At 67.0% G+C, this 13,974-nt stretch carries 14 protein-coding genes; 7 read left to right on the forward strand and 7 right to left on the reverse strand.

What is annotated here, in order from left to right; all coding sequences use genetic code 11:
- Window positions 1-57: 57 nt before the first annotated feature.
- Window positions 58-1,317, reverse strand: coding sequence for an RsmB/NOP family class I SAM-dependent RNA methyltransferase (locus tag EF888_RS19145; RefSeq protein WP_109760837.1), 1,260 nt, complete (start codon window positions 1,315-1,317; stop codon window positions 58-60).
- Window positions 1,318-1,361: 44 nt separating this feature from the next.
- Here EF888_RS19145 and EF888_RS19150 point away from each other — a divergent pair, with 44 nt between their 5' ends.
- Entirely contained in the window at window positions 1,362-1,541 is a 180-nt protein-coding gene (locus EF888_RS19150) for a DUF1674 domain-containing protein (protein WP_109760836.1), read from the forward strand.
- Window positions 1,542-1,544: 3 nt separating this feature from the next.
- Here the strand turns inward: EF888_RS19150 and EF888_RS19155 are convergent, their stop codons facing one another.
- The 4 genes from EF888_RS19155 to EF888_RS19170 form a co-directional block, all read right to left on the reverse strand.
- A complete protein-coding gene (locus EF888_RS19155) occupies window positions 1,545-2,462 on the reverse strand; it encodes a dihydrodipicolinate synthase family protein (protein WP_109760939.1) in 918 nt (305 codons plus the stop codon).
- Between the two features lie 13 nt (window positions 2,463-2,475).
- Window positions 2,476-3,408, reverse strand: a complete 933-nt coding sequence (locus EF888_RS19160; protein ID WP_109760835.1) for a Gfo/Idh/MocA family protein — start codon at window positions 3,406-3,408, stop codon at window positions 2,476-2,478.
- Window positions 3,405-4,178, reverse strand: coding sequence for a FadR/GntR family transcriptional regulator (locus EF888_RS19165; RefSeq protein WP_109760834.1), 774 nt, complete (start codon window positions 4,176-4,178; stop codon window positions 3,405-3,407). Before EF888_RS19165 ends, EF888_RS19160 begins: the two co-directional genes overlap by 4 nt.
- 76 nt (window positions 4,179-4,254) lie before the next feature.
- A complete protein-coding gene (locus EF888_RS19170; RefSeq protein ID WP_109760938.1) occupies window positions 4,255-4,911 on the reverse strand; it encodes a GntR family transcriptional regulator in 657 nt (218 codons plus the stop codon).
- Window positions 4,912-5,047: 136 nt separating this feature from the next.
- On the opposite strand from EF888_RS19170, the gene dctP reads away from it, so the two are divergent.
- The 5 genes from dctP to EF888_RS19195 all read left to right on the forward strand — a co-directional run bounded on the left by dctP (window position 5,048) and on the right by EF888_RS19195 (window position 10,746).
- On the forward strand, window positions 5,048-6,028 hold the full coding sequence (gene dctP / locus EF888_RS19175) for a TRAP transporter substrate-binding protein DctP (RefSeq protein WP_109760833.1): 981 nt from the start codon (window positions 5,048-5,050) through the stop codon (window positions 6,026-6,028).
- Window positions 6,029-6,091: 63 nt separating this feature from the next.
- Complete coding sequence (locus EF888_RS19180; RefSeq protein ID WP_109760832.1) at window positions 6,092-6,655, forward strand: TRAP transporter small permease; 564 nt, start codon at window positions 6,092-6,094, stop codon at window positions 6,653-6,655.
- Complete coding sequence (locus EF888_RS19185; protein WP_109760831.1) at window positions 6,655-7,971, forward strand: TRAP transporter large permease; 1,317 nt, start codon at window positions 6,655-6,657, stop codon at window positions 7,969-7,971. The genes EF888_RS19180 and EF888_RS19185 overlap by 1 nt, the downstream gene beginning before the upstream one ends.
- Window positions 7,968-9,215, forward strand: a complete 1,248-nt coding sequence (locus EF888_RS19190; RefSeq protein WP_109760830.1) for a malonyl-CoA decarboxylase domain-containing protein — start codon at window positions 7,968-7,970, stop codon at window positions 9,213-9,215. The genes EF888_RS19185 and EF888_RS19190 overlap by 4 nt, the downstream gene beginning before the upstream one ends.
- Window positions 9,216-9,228: 13 nt before the next feature.
- Window positions 9,229-10,746 carry a malonate--CoA ligase gene (locus tag EF888_RS19195; protein ID WP_109760829.1) on the forward strand — a complete coding sequence of 506 codons (1,518 nt, stop codon included), beginning with the start codon at window positions 9,229-9,231 and terminating at the stop codon, window positions 10,744-10,746.
- Between the two features lie 55 nt (window positions 10,747-10,801).
- Here EF888_RS19195 and recQ read toward each other — a convergent pair whose 3' ends face one another.
- On the reverse strand, window positions 10,802-12,853 hold the full coding sequence (gene recQ, locus EF888_RS19200) for a DNA helicase RecQ (protein ID WP_109760828.1): 2,052 nt from the start codon (window positions 12,851-12,853) through the stop codon (window positions 10,802-10,804).
- 148 nt (window positions 12,854-13,001) lie between these two features.
- On the reverse strand, window positions 13,002-13,292 hold the full coding sequence (locus EF888_RS19205) for a YggT family protein (RefSeq protein WP_109760827.1): 291 nt from the start codon (window positions 13,290-13,292) through the stop codon (window positions 13,002-13,004).
- 116 nt (window positions 13,293-13,408) lie between these two features.
- Here EF888_RS19205 and EF888_RS19210 point away from each other — a divergent pair, with 116 nt between their 5' ends.
- A complete protein-coding gene (locus EF888_RS19210) occupies window positions 13,409-13,939 on the forward strand; it encodes an acyl-CoA thioesterase (protein WP_109760826.1) in 531 nt (176 codons plus the stop codon).
- The last annotated feature ends 35 nt before the right edge of the window (window positions 13,940-13,974 follow it).

Here is a 13,974-nt window from a genome sequence, read left to right on the forward strand (position 1 = left end):
CCGCCCGTTCGATCGGGCCTGTGATGGCCGGAAGCATAGCCGCGAACGGCGAGGGTGTCATGGGCGTTTTTCCAGCCGCATGACGAAGAAGCTGTCGATGCCGCCCCGCTCCGCCCAATGGTCGGGACGCAGGCGCAGTCCGCCTCCGGACGTGATCCAGGCGGGGTCGGTGCCCTCGGGAACATGGTCCGAAAGCGTCACGTCCGGATGCCGGGCCAGGACGCCGTCGCGCTGCGCCTCGCCTTCTTCGGGCAACAGCGAACAGGTGCAATAGACCAGCCGCCCGCCCGGCGTCAGCCAGCCGAGCGCACGATCGAGCATGGCCGCCTGAAGTTCGGTCAGCATGTCGATCCCGCTCCCGTCCCGCGCATAGGCCAGATCCGGGTGACGCCGCAGCGTGCCCGTGGCGGAACAGGGCGCATCGAGAAGGATGGCATCGAAGGGCGCGTCGGGCTCCCACGTCATCATGTCCGCAACGACTAGATCGGCCGCGAGCCCCGTCCGCGAAATGTTCTCGCCGACGCGCGTCATCCGGTCGGCCGCGATGTCGAGAGCCGTGACCCTCGCCCCCGCCGCGGCGAGTTGCATGGCCTTGCCCCCCGGCGCCGCGCAGAGGTCGAGGACCCGCTCGCCGGGTTTTGGGTCGAGCACGCGAACGGCCATCGTCGCCCCGGCATCCTGCACCCACCAGGCACCCTCGGCAAAACCCGGCAAAGCAGAAATCTGGCCGTGCTGAGAAAGGCGCAGGCTCCCCATCGGCAGGATCTCGGCGTCGAGGGTCTGCGCCCATGTGTCCGCCGTCGCCGGATCGCGAAGCGTCAGGTCCAGAGGCGGCTCGGTCGCCTGAACCGCTTCCATCGCCGCAACGGCCTCCTTGCCCCAGGCCGCGACCAACCGCTTTCTCAGCCACTTCTGGATGCTCGGCACGGGAAGCGCCGACCAGTCGGGATCGCGGCGCTGGATGTTGCGCAGGACGCCATTCACCAGCCCGGCCTTCGGGCGCGCGGCCAGCGAGACGGCTCCATCGACCGCGGCGTGCGACGGCGTCCCCTCGGCGTACATCTCGTAAAGCGCCAGCCTCAGGATGTTCATCACCTGCTCTTCGGGCTTCATCCGAAGGTGCGGACCGAGAAGCCGGTCGGACCGGCCCGCCCACCTCAGGGCCCCCGTCGCCAGCCGCCCGGCACGCGCGGTATCCGACGGCTCGAGGCCAGACGTCGCCTTCGCCAGCGCGTCGGACAGAAGCCGCCCCTCCTCGGTCACGGCGGTCATCGCCACCACCGCCGCCGCCCGCGCGCCCGATCCCGCCTTCGCCATCGCCCTGCCTTGTCTGAAACCGCGCCATCCCTATAACAGAGGACATGACCGAGACCAGCCGAACCGACCTTCCCCCCGCCGCACAACGCGCACTGGCCGAAGCCGAAGCGCGCCGCGAGGCGGCCGAGCCCGCCAACATGCCCGTGGAGCTGGGCGGGCGTGACGGACCTGAGCCAGTCCGATATGGCGACTGGGAGAAGAAGGGTCTCGCGGTCGACTTCTGAGCGCTACTTGCCCCACCGGAGCGCGATGAGGTCCAGATCGCGCGCGAGCTGGATCAAACGCTCCCTGGTGCGCGCACTCATCGGCTTGAGAGGATGGCGGACGTAATCGGACCCGATCACGCCGCCCTCCATCATCACTGTCTTCGTCGCCCGCAACCCGCACTGGCGGTTTTCGTGATTGATGAGCGGAAGGCACAGCTTCCACCGGTCCAGCGCCGCCTCGCCGTTCCCTGCCAGGAAATCCGTGACGATCGGCCGGATCATCTCGGGCTGAAGCGCCGAGGTCATCGTCCCCGTGCAGCCCGCGTCGAGGTCGGCCAGCAGCGTCACCGCCTCCTCGCCGTCGAATGGCCCGACGATATGGTCGCCGCCCGCCTCGATCAGCGCCGCCAGCTTGTCGGCGGCAAAGGGTGTCTCGATCTTGAAGTAGCTCACGTTCTCGATCTCGCGCGCCATCCGCACCAGCGTCGGCACGGGTAGCGAGACGCCCGAAAGCGGCGCGTCCTGCACCATGATCGGGATCGTGATCGCGTCCGACACGGCGCGGAAATGCTCGAGGATGCCCGCCTCGGCCGGCACCAGCCCCACGCCGTGATAGGGCGGCATCATCATCACCATCGCCGCACCCTGCGCCTCGGCGGCCTTTGCGCGGCCCACTACGATGTCGGTCGAGAAGTGGCTGACCGTCACGATCACCGGCACCCGGCCATCCACACGCTCGAGGCTGACGCGCATCAGCGTGGCGCGCTCCTCGTCCGACAGAAGGAACTGCTCGGAGTAGTTGGCAAGGATGCAGATGGCGTCGACGCCCTGATCCACCATGCAGTCGAGCACACGGCGCATCCCGTCCTCGTCGATCCGTCCGTCTGCGTGAAAAGGCGTCGGCGCAACCGGCAGTATGCCCTTGAGCGGCTCTTTCAACATGCTTGCTTCCCTACCAGTGAAATGGTGCGACGATCTTGCGGCGGCCAAGCGTCATCGCGTCCCAGACATGCCGCGCCGGACTGAGGTCGACGTCAGAGCGCCCATCCTCCACCAGTCGGGCCATCTGCGCATAAAGCCTGGGATACTCTCCGTGAAGCCCGTCACCGGCGCTCTGGACCGATCCGTCGATGCGCATCTCTGCTCCGCCCCGGTCAAGCGTCATGGTCCCGCCATCGGTCACCGCCTCGATCCGCCAGACATCGTCTCCGGAGTGGTCCCAGTCCATAGTCGCCGTCACCTCGGCTCCCTGCGGATGATGAAAAGCCAGTGTCGCCGCAATGGGGGTCTGGCGGTTTTCAGGCATTTCCAGCGTCGCCCGCGTCACATGGATGGGATCGGGCAGGATCGCCGTGACGATGGAGAGCGCGTTGATGCCAGGATCGAAAACACCCATTCCTCCCGGCTCGAAGACCCAGTCCTGGCCAGGGTGCCATTTCCGCACGTCTTCCTTCCAGGTCACGGTGAACCGCTTCAGCCGCCGACCCTTCAGCCACGCCGCCGCCGGCGCCACGAAGGCGGCCTCGCGCGAATGCCATGTAGCGTAGAGAACGACGCCCGCCTCGCGCGCCAGGTTTTCCAACGCATGAACCTCCGACAGCGTGGCGCCCGGCGGCTTTTCCAGCATCACGTTCCGCCCGGCTTTCAGCGCCGCTTCGGCATAGGCGAAGCGCGGCACCGGCGGCATGCACAGCGAGACGGTCCCGACCTCGGGATGGGCCGCCAGCATCTCGTCCATGTCCGTGAAGTTGGGAACGCCCTCGACACGCCCGTGCCGCGACACGGCGGCCGCCAGTTCCCAGTCCGGCGACGACGCCAGCGTCGGGATATGCTGGTCGGTCGCGATCTTTCCGATCCCGGCCAAGGCGATCTTGCGTCGGGTCATGCCGTGCGTCCCTTGTCCAGAGCGGCGCGCACGTCGCCGATCGAATCCTCCAGAAGAGCCGCCATGATCCGCCGTGCCGTCTCGCCCTTCCCGTCGCGAATGGCGCGCGCCACCTCGCCGTGCTGTCCGATCCGCGTCTTCACCAGGACGACGCCCGCATTCGACCAGCTGACCTCGAAAGCGCTCAGCATCGCCGCCTTGATGAGCCCGCTGAACGACAGGATGAAGCGGTTCTGCGTCGCGGTCAGGATCGAGACGTGGAACTCGTAGTCGGCCTCGACCAGCGCCGACCCCCGCGACTCGGTCATCCGCTCGAAGGCGGCGTCGATCCGCGTCAGGTCGTCGTCGGTGCGGATGCGCGCGGCAAGGTCGGCAGCAGCGGGCTCGATCATCTTCCGAAGCGCGTAGAGGTCGGCGAAAAGCTCGCCCACCGGCGAGGTCTGAAGGTGCCAGGCCAGAACGTCCTGATCCAGCATGTTCCAGTCCGCGCGAGGCCTCACCGAGGTGCCGACCTTGGGACGCGCGGCGACAAGACCCTTGGCGGCCAGTTTGGAATAGGCTTCCCGCAGCGCGGTGCGGGACACCGCGTACCGCTCGCGCATCTCGACTTCGGAGGGAAGGAGCGTCTCGCCCAGGCGACCCGACACGATGTCCCGCCCGATCAGGTTGGCCAGGTTCGACGCGCCGGATACGGTGACGAGCGGCGCCTGCCAACCCGCACCGGGCACGCTCGCGGCGCGGCCGCCATCGGATGCCCCGCGTTCGACCAAGTCCCTCCATCCTCCCGTGGTTTTCCGCAGAGACTGTATAAAGTAATATTAATTGGCAAGGTCAAATCGGCGGCGGCTACTCCGCAGCGGGCCTCAGGCTGGACATCAGGTGGTGGAATTTCTCGCCCTGCACGGCGACATGGGCCCGGATCGCCGACGCCGCGGCGCTTCCGTCGCCCGCCTCCAGCGCCGCGACGACCTGCTCGTGTTCGGTCATCGACTGCGACAGGCGCCCGCGCACACGCAACTGGAGGCGGCGGAAGGGCTTCAGACGGCGATGAAGGCGCAGACATTCCTGCTCGAGAAAGGCATTCCCCGACTGCCTGTACAGCATGCGGTGAAAGACCTCATTCATCTCGTAATAGTCGTCGGACTGCCCCTGCCCTACCGCGTCCAGACACCGGACGTTGAGCGCCTTCAACTCCTCCAGCGCCTGCTCGGTGATCCGGCTTGCCGCAAGCCGCGCGCAGACCGCCTCGAGTTCGGCCATGACCTCGAACATCTCGATCAGTTCGACCGGCCCCGGCTGTCGCACGAAGACGCCGCGGCGGGGCACCTGCTCGACCAGCCCGGATTGCGTCAGACGGTGCAGCGCCTCGCGGATCGGGGTGCGCGACACCTGGAAGCGGTCGGCAAGCTGGACCTCGTCCAGACGCGCCCCGTCCGTGAATGAGCCTTCGAGGATCAGGCCCTCCAGTTCGTCGGCGATGATGTCGGACCGTTTGCGCTCCATGCGCGGGACCATAGCCGCCCTCAACTTCCCGAACAAGAACGGCGTTCTTGTATACAGGAATGTTGACTCGAAATACATGCTATGCCACGCAGGACCCGACCCGGCGCCAGTCCGGGGAGTCCAGGGAGGACCTTCGATGAAACTGACTCTAGCAGCATCCGTGCTGACCCTCGCCGTTGCAGCAAGCGCCGCCTCGGCGGTCGAACTTCGCCTGTCGCACCAGTTCGCCACCGGCGACGTGCGCCACCAGATCGCCCAGATGATCGCCGACGACGTCGCCGCCGCGGGCGTCGACCTCGAGATCCAGATTTTCCCGAACCAGTCGCTGTTCAAGGCGCGCGAGCAATACACGCCGCTGTCGCGCGGACAGCTCGACATGACCGTCCTGCCGCTGTCCTACGCGGGCGGCCAGCAGCCCGCCTACAACCTCACCCTGATGCCGGGGCTCGTGAAGAACCTCGACCACGGCGACCGGCTGTCGCATTCGCCCTTCATGGACAAGCTGTCCGAGATCATGGCCCAGGACGACGTCATGGTCCTGGTCCACGGCTATCTCGCGGGCGGCTTTGGTTCGAACAAGGGCTGCATCACCAAGCCCGAAGACGTCCAGGGCATAAGCATCCGCGCCGCAGGCAAGTCGTTCGAGGAAATGCTGGCCGGCGCCGGCGCTTCGATCTCGTCGATGGCCTCGTCCGAGATCTATCCCGCGCTCCAGACCGGCGTTCTGGACGCGACGAACACCTCATCGGAAAGCTTCGTGTCTTTCCGCCTCTACGAGCAGCTCAAGTGCTATACGCCCGCGGGCGACACGGCGCTTTGGTTCATGTACCAGCCGCTCCTCATCAACAAGTCGACCTTCGAGGGACTGACCCCGGAACAGCAGACAGCGCTGACCGAGGCGTCGGCCAAGGCCGAGGCCTTCTATCTTGAGGAAGGCAAGAAGGGCGACGAGATCGCGCGCCAGACCTTCGCGGACGCGGGCGTCGAGATCGCCGAGATGACGTCCGAGGACTTCGACGCCTGGCTCGCGCTGGCCAAGGAGACCGCCTTCCCGATCTTCGTACAGGAGACGCCGGGCGGGCAGGAGCTTCTCGACATGGCGCTCTCCGTCGAGTGACCTGAAATCGAGGGCCGCGGCATCCGTCGCGGCCTTCCCCGGCCCCCCTTGCGCGAGAGCCCCATGTCCGACCCCGCACCCGTCGACACGCCCTTGCCCGTGAGGGCGATGAACGCCGTCTCTACCGTCTGCGGCGTAATCGCGGCGCTGATGATCCTGTCCTCCGTGCTGATCACCTGCCAGATGATCTTCGTCCGCCTGATCCTCAACCGCTCGACGATCTGGCAGACCGAGGCGGTGATCTACCTGATGATCGGCGCGACGCTGATCGGCCTGCCCTATGTGCAGAAGCTGCGCGGCCACGTCGGCGTCGACCTTCTGCCAAGCCTTCTTCCGCCCGGTCCCCGGCGAGTGCTCGCGCTTTTTGTCCTTGTCCTGACGATCGCCATGGCGGGCGCCATGGTCTGGTACGGCTTCGACACCTTCCATCTGGCCTGGTCGAGGAACTGGAAATCCGAGACGGTCTGGGCCTTCCCTCTCTGGATTCCCTATGGCGCCGTCCCCTTGGGCTTTGCGCTCTATTTCCTTCAGCTGTCCATGGATCTGTGGATGACGGTCTCGGGCCGAGACAATCCGCTCGCCGCGTCGATGGCGCATGAGGCGGAACTCGAAGAGAGGGTCGGCTGATGGAACCGCTCACGCTCGCCGGTCTCGTCGGCCTCTCCACCGTCATCATGCTCTTCTCGGGCATTTCCGTGGCGGCGGGACTTCTCGTCGTCGCGACGGGCTTCCTCCTGATCTTTGACGGCGCACGCTCGCTGATATCTCTGCCCGACCTCTTCTTCGCCGAACTGAACAGCTTTGCGCTCCTCTCGATCCCGATGTTCATCATCATGGGCGCCGCCATCGCCTCGACGCGGGCCGGCGCCGACCTCTATGAGGCGCTGGAGCGCTGGCTGACCCGCGTACCGGGCGGCCTCGTCATCTCGAACCTCGGCGCCTGCGCGCTCTTCGCCGCCATGTCGGGCTCGTCGCCCGCCACCTGTGCGGCCATCGGCAAGATGGGCATCCCCGAGATGCGCAAGCGTGGCTACCCCGACGGCGTCGCCGCGGGCTCGATCGCGGCCGGTGGCACCCTCGGCATCCTGATCCCGCCCTCCGTGACAATGATCGTCTACGGCATCGCGACCGAAGTCTCGATCGGCCGCCTGTTCCTCGCGGGCGTCTTTCCCGGCATCATGCTGGTCGTCCTGTTCATGGCCTGGTCGATCTGGTCAACCTGGCGGTCCGGCAATGCCCAGGTCCTGAGCGCCAGCAGCTATACTTGGCGCGAGAAGGTCGAGATCCTGCCGCGCGTCCTGCCCTTTCTCGCGATCATCCTGGGCGTGCTCTACGCCATGTACGGCGGCATCGCGACGCCCTCCGAGACGGCAGCCGTTGGCGCACTTCTCTGCATCGTCATCGCCATGGTCATCTATCGCCTGTGGTCGCCGTCGGCCCTCTGGGTCGTCCTGCGGGACTCGACCCGCGAGTCGGTGATGATCCTCTTCATCATCGCGGCGGCGGGCGTGTTCAGCTACATGCTGTCCTCGCTCTTCATCACCCAGGCCATCGCCGAATGGATCGGCACGCTGGACGTCAACAGGTGGGTCCTGATGGGGGCGGTGAACGTCTTCCTTCTGATCGCCGGCTTCTTCCTGCCGCCGGTCGCCGTGATCCTGATGGCTGCGCCGATCCTCCTGCCGATCATCACCGCGGCGGGCTTCGACCCGATCTGGTTCGCGGTCATCCTGACCATCAACATGGAGATTGGGCTGATCTCTCCGCCCGTCGGCCTCAACCTCTACGTCATCAACGGCATCGCGCCCGACATCTCGCTGAAGACGATCCTGCTCGGTTCGCTGCCCTACGTCCTCTGCATGGTGCTTGGCATCGTCATCCTCTGCATCTTCCCCGGCATCGCCACCTGGCTGCCCGAGGCGGTGATGGGACCAGCGCGATGAGCCTCTTCGCCGATCTCCTCACGACCGTCTTCGAGCGCCGGATGCCCCTGCCGGGCAAACTTCGCCGCGACACCCGCCCGATCGAGAAGATCGCCGCCGACCTCGTCGGAACGGCGGGCGAGGAATCCGGCATCACCACCGCGCGGCAACTCTTCGAGCGCTACGCCGCGAAGGACGACGAGGGTAAAACCGCCTTCTTCCGCCACCTCGCCACCGCTATGTCGGTCGATGCACTTCGCCTGCGCGCGGCCCTTGCGGCCTACGAGGAGGGCCAGACGAAAGACAGCTACCGCGCCCTCATGGAGGCCGCCGAACCCGCCCGCCAAGAACTGATCCGCCGCCTGAACCGCGTGCCGGGCGCCACGGGCCAACTCGTGTCGATGCGGAAGGATCTTCTGCGGCTCGGCCGTGGAGATCCCGACCTCGAGGCGCTCGACCTCGATTTCCGACATCTCTTCGCGTCGTGGTTCAACCGTGGTTTCCTCGTCCTGCGCCCCATCAACTGGGAAAGCCCGGCGCACATCCTCGAGAAGATCATCGCCTACGAGGCCGTCCACGCAATCGACGACTGGGACGACCTGCGCCGCCGCCTGCAACCTCGGGACCGCCGCTGCTTCGCCTTCTTCCACCCCGCGATGCCCGACGAACCGCTGATCTTCGTCGAGGTCGCGCTGACCCGGGGCATCCCCGGCTCGGTCCAGACCCTTCTGGCCGAGGACCGCGCACACCTGACGGCAGAAGAGGCGGACACCGCCGTCTTCTACTCGATCTCCAATTGCCAGGCGGGACTTGCCGGCGTCTCCTTCGGTAACTCGCTTATCAAACAGGTCGCCGCCGATCTGTCGGTCGCGCTGCCCGGACTCAAGACCTTCGTCACCCTCTCGCCCATCCCCGGCCTTTCCCGCTGGCTCGAGGACGAAGGCCTCTCGCTCGAGGGCGCCACGCCAAAACGGCGCCGGGAACTCGCGGCGCGCTACCTGCTCACCGCCAAGGACCGCCACGGCGCGCCGCGCGATCCCGTCGCCCGCTTCCACCTCGGCAACGGCGCCATCGTCCACGCCGTTCATGCCGACGCCGACACTTCGGCCAAGGGCATGGCGCAGTCGGGCGGCATGATGGTCAACTACCTCTACGACCTCGACCGGGTGGCGCAGAACCACGAGCGCTTCGCCGCGAGCTACGCCATCGCCTCGACCGGAGAAATCCGTGCGCTGGCCAACGCCGCCGAGACCGCCACCGCCTGAAGGAGCCCGTCGCATGGCCAATCCGCTCTACGACCGCCTCTTCGGACGGCACGCCGGACAGGACACGCCCTTCCTCCATCTTCCGGACGGCAGCACCCTGACCCACGCCGAGTTTCTGGGGATTGCGGCGCGCTTCGCACATGTCCTCTCGGACGCCGGCCTTTCTCCGGGCGACCGCCTTGCCGCTCAGGTGCAGAAATCGCCCGAGGCGCTGGCCCTCTACGCCGCCTGCGTCCAGGCAGGCATCGTCTTCCTGCCGCTCAACACGGCCTATACGGTCGATGAGCTGACCTATTTCATCGAGAACAGCGGCGCCGCACTCGTGATCTGCGACGGGGCCAGCGAAACATCCCTTGCACCCGTCGCAAGCTCCTTGGGCGCACGCCTGATGACGCTGGATGCGGACGGGACCGGCAGCCTGCCGGAGCGCGCCGCCCGGATGCGCACAGCCTTCGACACCGTGGACTGCGCGCCGGACGACCTCGCCGCCTTCCTCTACACCTCCGGCACCACGGGCCGGTCGAAAGGCGCGATGCTGACCCAGAAGAATCTTCTGTCCAACGCCGAGACGCTGGCGGAGCACTGGCGCTTCACACCCGACGACGTCCTTCTCCACGCGTTGCCGATCTTCCATACTCACGGCCTGTTCGTCGCGACGAACGTCACGTTGGCAGGGGGCGGCTCGATGATCTTCCTGCCGAAGTTCGATCAGGACGCGGTCATCGCCGCCCTGCCCGGGGCGACCGTGATGATGGGCGTGCCGACGTTCTACACCCGCCTTCTCGACGATCCGCGGTTCACGAAGGAACTCGTGTCCCACATGCGGCTCTTCGTCTCCGGCTCGGCCCCCCTTCTGTCCGAGACTCACGTCCGGTTCGAGGACCGCACCGGCCACCGCATCCTCGAACGCTACGGCATGACCGAGACCAACATGAACACCTCGAACCCCTACGAGGGCGAGCGCCGCGCCGGGACGGTCGGCAAGCCGCTGCCGGGGGTGGAGCTGAAGATCACCGACCCCGACACAGGCCGCGAGGTGCAGCAGGGCGAGGTCGGCCAGATCGAAGTGCGCGGCCCCAACGTGTTCAAGGGCTACTGGCAGATGCCCGACAAGACCGCCGCCGAACTGCGAGCCGACGGCTTCTTCATCACCGGCGATCTCGGCGTCGTCGATGAAGACGGCTATGTCACCATCGTCGGACGGAACAAGGATCTCATCATCTCGGGCGGCTACAATATCTATCCCAAAGAGATCGAACTGATCCTCGACGACCAGCCCGGCGTCATGGAAAGCGCTGTCATCGGCGTGCCCCACCCGGACTTCGGCGAAACCGTCGTCGGCGTCCTAGTCCCCGAGCCGGGGCAGTCCCCCGACCTCGACGCGATCCAGGCGGCGGCGGGCAGGTCGCTCGCCCGCTTCAAGCATCCGCGAAAGCTCATCGTCCTCGACGAGCTCCCGCGCAACACCATGGGGAAGGTGCAGAAGAACCAGCTGCGCGAGGCCTACAAGGACCTCTTCGTGACAGCCTGACGGTACGAGGGGCCAGCCCCTCGCGCTCCCCGGAGTAGTTCTCGACAGAAGAAGATCAGCCCTCGGCCAGGACCTCGCAGAACGCCGGCCCGAACCGCTCGGCCAGCCGGTCGCCCAGCACGCGCTCGACCTGGTCCGCCGCGTCGGGCCCCAGCGCGGCGACACGCGCCAGAAGCGAGGCCGAGCAGCTCATCGGCTTGCCCGTCCCGTCCTCGCCCCGCGACAGACGCGCCTGCACCGACAGCAGCCGATCATAGACCTCGCCCGCCGCGCGACCTGCCAGCTTGCGCCGCACCGGATGCGCAGGCGCCGCCGCCTCGCCCGTGATTACCTCGAGGAAAGTCCGGCCGTAGCGTTCCAGCTTCTTCGCACCGACGCCCCCGATCCGCGCCATCTCGTCCAGCGACTTCGGCCGCGTTTCGGCCATCTCGATCAGCGTCCGGTCCGGGAAGATGACATAGGCCGGAACCTTCTGCGCCTCGGCCAGCGCGCGCCGCTTGGCTTTCAGCGCCGACAGAAGTGGCGCATCCTCATCCGCCACCAGGGCCTTCACCGCTGGCCGCCGCGCCACCGTTGTCATGGTGTCGCGGCGGAGCAGGATCGCCTGTTCGCCCTTGAGGATCGGCCGTGCGGCCTGCGTCATCCGCAACCCGCCATGCCGCTCGGGATCAGGGCGCACCAGGTCGTGCCCCATCATCTGGCGGAAGATCGCGCCCCACTGGCGCCGGTCGATATCGCGGCCAACGCCGAAGGTCGGAAGCCGGTCGTGCCCGCGCTGCATCACCTTTTCGGTCGCGGAACCCACGAGGATGTCGGTCAGGTGCCCCACCCCGAAGCTCTCGCCCGTCCTCAGCACCGCCGACAGTGCCTTCATCACCGCCTCGGTCCCGTCGAAGGTCTCGGGCGGCGCATCGCACAGATCGCAGGCACCGCACGGCTCCGCCGCATCACCGAAATACGCCAGAAGCCGTACCCGACGACAGCCCTGCGCCTCGGCCAGGCCCAAAAGAGCGTTCAGCCGCCCGTGGTCCGCCATCCGCCGCTCGGGCGGCGCCAGCCCCTCGTCGATCTGCATCCGGCGGAATCGGATGTCGTCGGCGCCGTAAAGGGTCAGCGTTTCAGCCGGCGCGCCGTCACGCCCCGCGCGCCCGATCTCCTGGTAGTAGGACTCGATCGACTTCGGCAGGTCGGCATGCGCGACCCACCGTATGTCCGGCTTGTCGATCCCCATGCCGAAGGCCACCGTCGCCACCACCACCAGCCCGTCGTCGGTCTGGAACCGCCGCTCGACCTCGCGCCGCGCGTCGGGCTCCATCCCGCCGTGATAGGCCAGCGCGTCGCCCCCCGTGTCGCTCAAGGCCTTCGCCAAGGTCTCGGTCTTGGCGCGTGTCCCGCAATAGACGATGCCCGACTGACCCGGCCGCGCCGCTGCAAAGTCGAGGATCTGTTTGCGCGGGCTCTCCTTCGCCGCGAAGGCGAGATGGATGTTCGGCCGGTCGAAGCCACCTAGGAAGAGCCGGGGCGCACGCCCGTCGAACAGACGCTCGACGATCTCGTCCCGCGTCTCGGCGTCCGCCGTCGCGGTGAACGCGGCGAGCGGCACGTCCAGCGCGCGGCGGAGCGCGTTGATCCGCAGATAGTCGGGCCGGAAGTCATGCCCCCACTGGCTGACGCAATGCGCCTCGTCGACGGCGATCATCGTCACGCGCGCCTCGGCCAGCATTCGGCCCGTGCCACCCGAGGCCAGCCGCTCCGGCGCCATGTAGAGAAGCTTGAGCGCCCCCCGGTGGAGCGCGTCGAACACCTCGGCCGTCTCTTCCTCGGTGTTGCCGCTGGTCAGCGCGCCCGCGGCGACGCCCGCCTCGCGCAGGGCCCGAACCTGGTCGCGCATCAGCGCGATGAGGGGAGAGATGACGACGGTCAGTCCGGGCCGGATCAGCGCGGGCAACTGGAAGCACAGAGACTTGCCGCCACCCGTCGGCAGGATCGCCAGAACGTCCTCACCCGCCGTTACCGCAGCGACGATGTCGCCCTGCATCGGACGAAAGCCGTCGAAGCCGAAAACCTGCGACAGAAGAGCGAGGGCCGAGACCTGCGCGCCGTCCATGATGCCTCGATTTTTTTTGATCTGCTCGTTGGCTATACCCTGCCATCTGAACGGCCCGTGAACAAGGCCGGCCGGGCGTCATCTTGCCCCAAATACGCAAAAGGCCGCTGCGGTCGCAGCGGCCATCCGGTTCGTCATCAGCGACGCGTCACATCATGCTGCGCATCAGGTCCGGCAGAAGAATGTCCCGCAGGATGATGATGATCAGGAACAGCACCAGCGGCGCCAGGTCCAGCGCACCGGTATTCGGCAGCATCCGCCGGATCGGACGGTAGATCGGCTCGAGAAGTCGGTTCAGCCCGTCCCAGATCGACGCCACGAGAGGCTGGCGCAGGTTCAGCACCTGGAAGTTGATGAGCCAGCTCATGATGACATGCACCAGAAGCACCATGAAGGCGACGTCCAGGAGAAGGGCGAGGATCTTGTAGAGCGTGAACATGTGCGACCCGTGTCTGAGGCCCTCCTGACCTAAGGGGCCGCGCCGTGCCGCGCAAGTCCGTCCGTGCCGCAGCGTCCCGCTTGACCCCGCAAGGCGCCGGACGGACACCCGGGACCATGTATCCCGTCATCCGCCTCGCCTCGGAAATGGCCCGCGCCCGCAACCTCCTGTCTCCGCCGGCCGGCGAGACCCACGTCAGCCGGATGCGCGTCTGGCCCTGGGACATCGACGTCTTCATGGACCTGAACAACGGTCGCCTGCTGACGCTCTTCGACATCGGGCGGTTCGGCCTCTTCACCCGGATGGGAATCCTGAAGCAGTTGAAGGCCAACGGCTGGTACGGCACCGTCGCGGGCACCTGCATCCGCTACCGCCGCCGCATCACCGTCTTCCAGCATCTCGAACTGCGCACCCGTCTCGCTGGCTGGGATGACCGCTTCATCTACTTCGAGCAGGCCTTCTGGCGCGACGGCGAATGCTGCGCCCACGCCGCCATCCGCACCGCCATCACCGGCGGCAAGGGGATCGTGCCGCCCTCCGAGATGATAGCGACCCTCGGCCATAATCCGGCCTCGCCCGCCCTGCCCGACTGGATCGAGGCCTGGTCGGAGGCCGAAACCCTCCGTCCCTGGCCGCCCGCCTTCTGAGGCGAAAGCCGTTGCCTCATGTCCGGTACGCCGTC

The sequence above is a fragment of the Silicimonas algicola genome (assembly GCF_003970735.1).
Classification (GTDB): domain Bacteria; phylum Pseudomonadota; class Alphaproteobacteria; order Rhodobacterales; family Rhodobacteraceae; genus Silicimonas; species Silicimonas algicola.

Excerpts from the sequence above, each read along its gene's own strand:
- EF888_RS19210 (WP_109760826.1), top strand. The coding sequence starts at position 13,409 with ATGTATCCCGTCATCCGCCTCGCCTCGGAAATGGCCCGCGCCCGCAAC.
- EF888_RS19170 (WP_109760938.1), bottom strand. The coding sequence starts at position 4,911 with ATGGAGCGCAAACGGTCCGACATCATCGCCGACGAACTGGAGGGCCTG.
- EF888_RS19145 (WP_109760837.1), bottom strand. The coding sequence starts at position 1,317 with ATGGCGAAGGCGGGATCGGGCGCGCGGGCGGCGGCGGTGGTGGCGATG.
- EF888_RS19190 (WP_109760830.1), top strand. The coding sequence starts at position 7,968 with ATGAGCCTCTTCGCCGATCTCCTCACGACCGTCTTCGAGCGCCGGATG.
- EF888_RS19205 (WP_109760827.1), bottom strand. The coding sequence starts at position 13,292 with ATGTTCACGCTCTACAAGATCCTCGCCCTTCTCCTGGACGTCGCCTTC.
- EF888_RS19195 (WP_109760829.1), top strand. The coding sequence starts at position 9,229 with ATGGCCAATCCGCTCTACGACCGCCTCTTCGGACGGCACGCCGGACAG.
- EF888_RS19160 (WP_109760835.1), bottom strand. The coding sequence starts at position 3,408 with ATGACCCGACGCAAGATCGCCTTGGCCGGGATCGGAAAGATCGCGACC.
- EF888_RS19180 (WP_109760832.1), top strand. The coding sequence starts at position 6,092 with ATGTCCGACCCCGCACCCGTCGACACGCCCTTGCCCGTGAGGGCGATG.
- EF888_RS19150 (WP_109760836.1), top strand. The coding sequence starts at position 1,362 with ATGACCGAGACCAGCCGAACCGACCTTCCCCCCGCCGCACAACGCGCA.
- EF888_RS19185 (WP_109760831.1), top strand. The coding sequence starts at position 6,655 with ATGGAACCGCTCACGCTCGCCGGTCTCGTCGGCCTCTCCACCGTCATC.
- recQ (WP_109760828.1), bottom strand. The coding sequence starts at position 12,853 with ATGGACGGCGCGCAGGTCTCGGCCCTCGCTCTTCTGTCGCAGGTTTTC.
- dctP (WP_109760833.1), top strand. The coding sequence starts at position 5,048 with ATGAAACTGACTCTAGCAGCATCCGTGCTGACCCTCGCCGTTGCAGCA.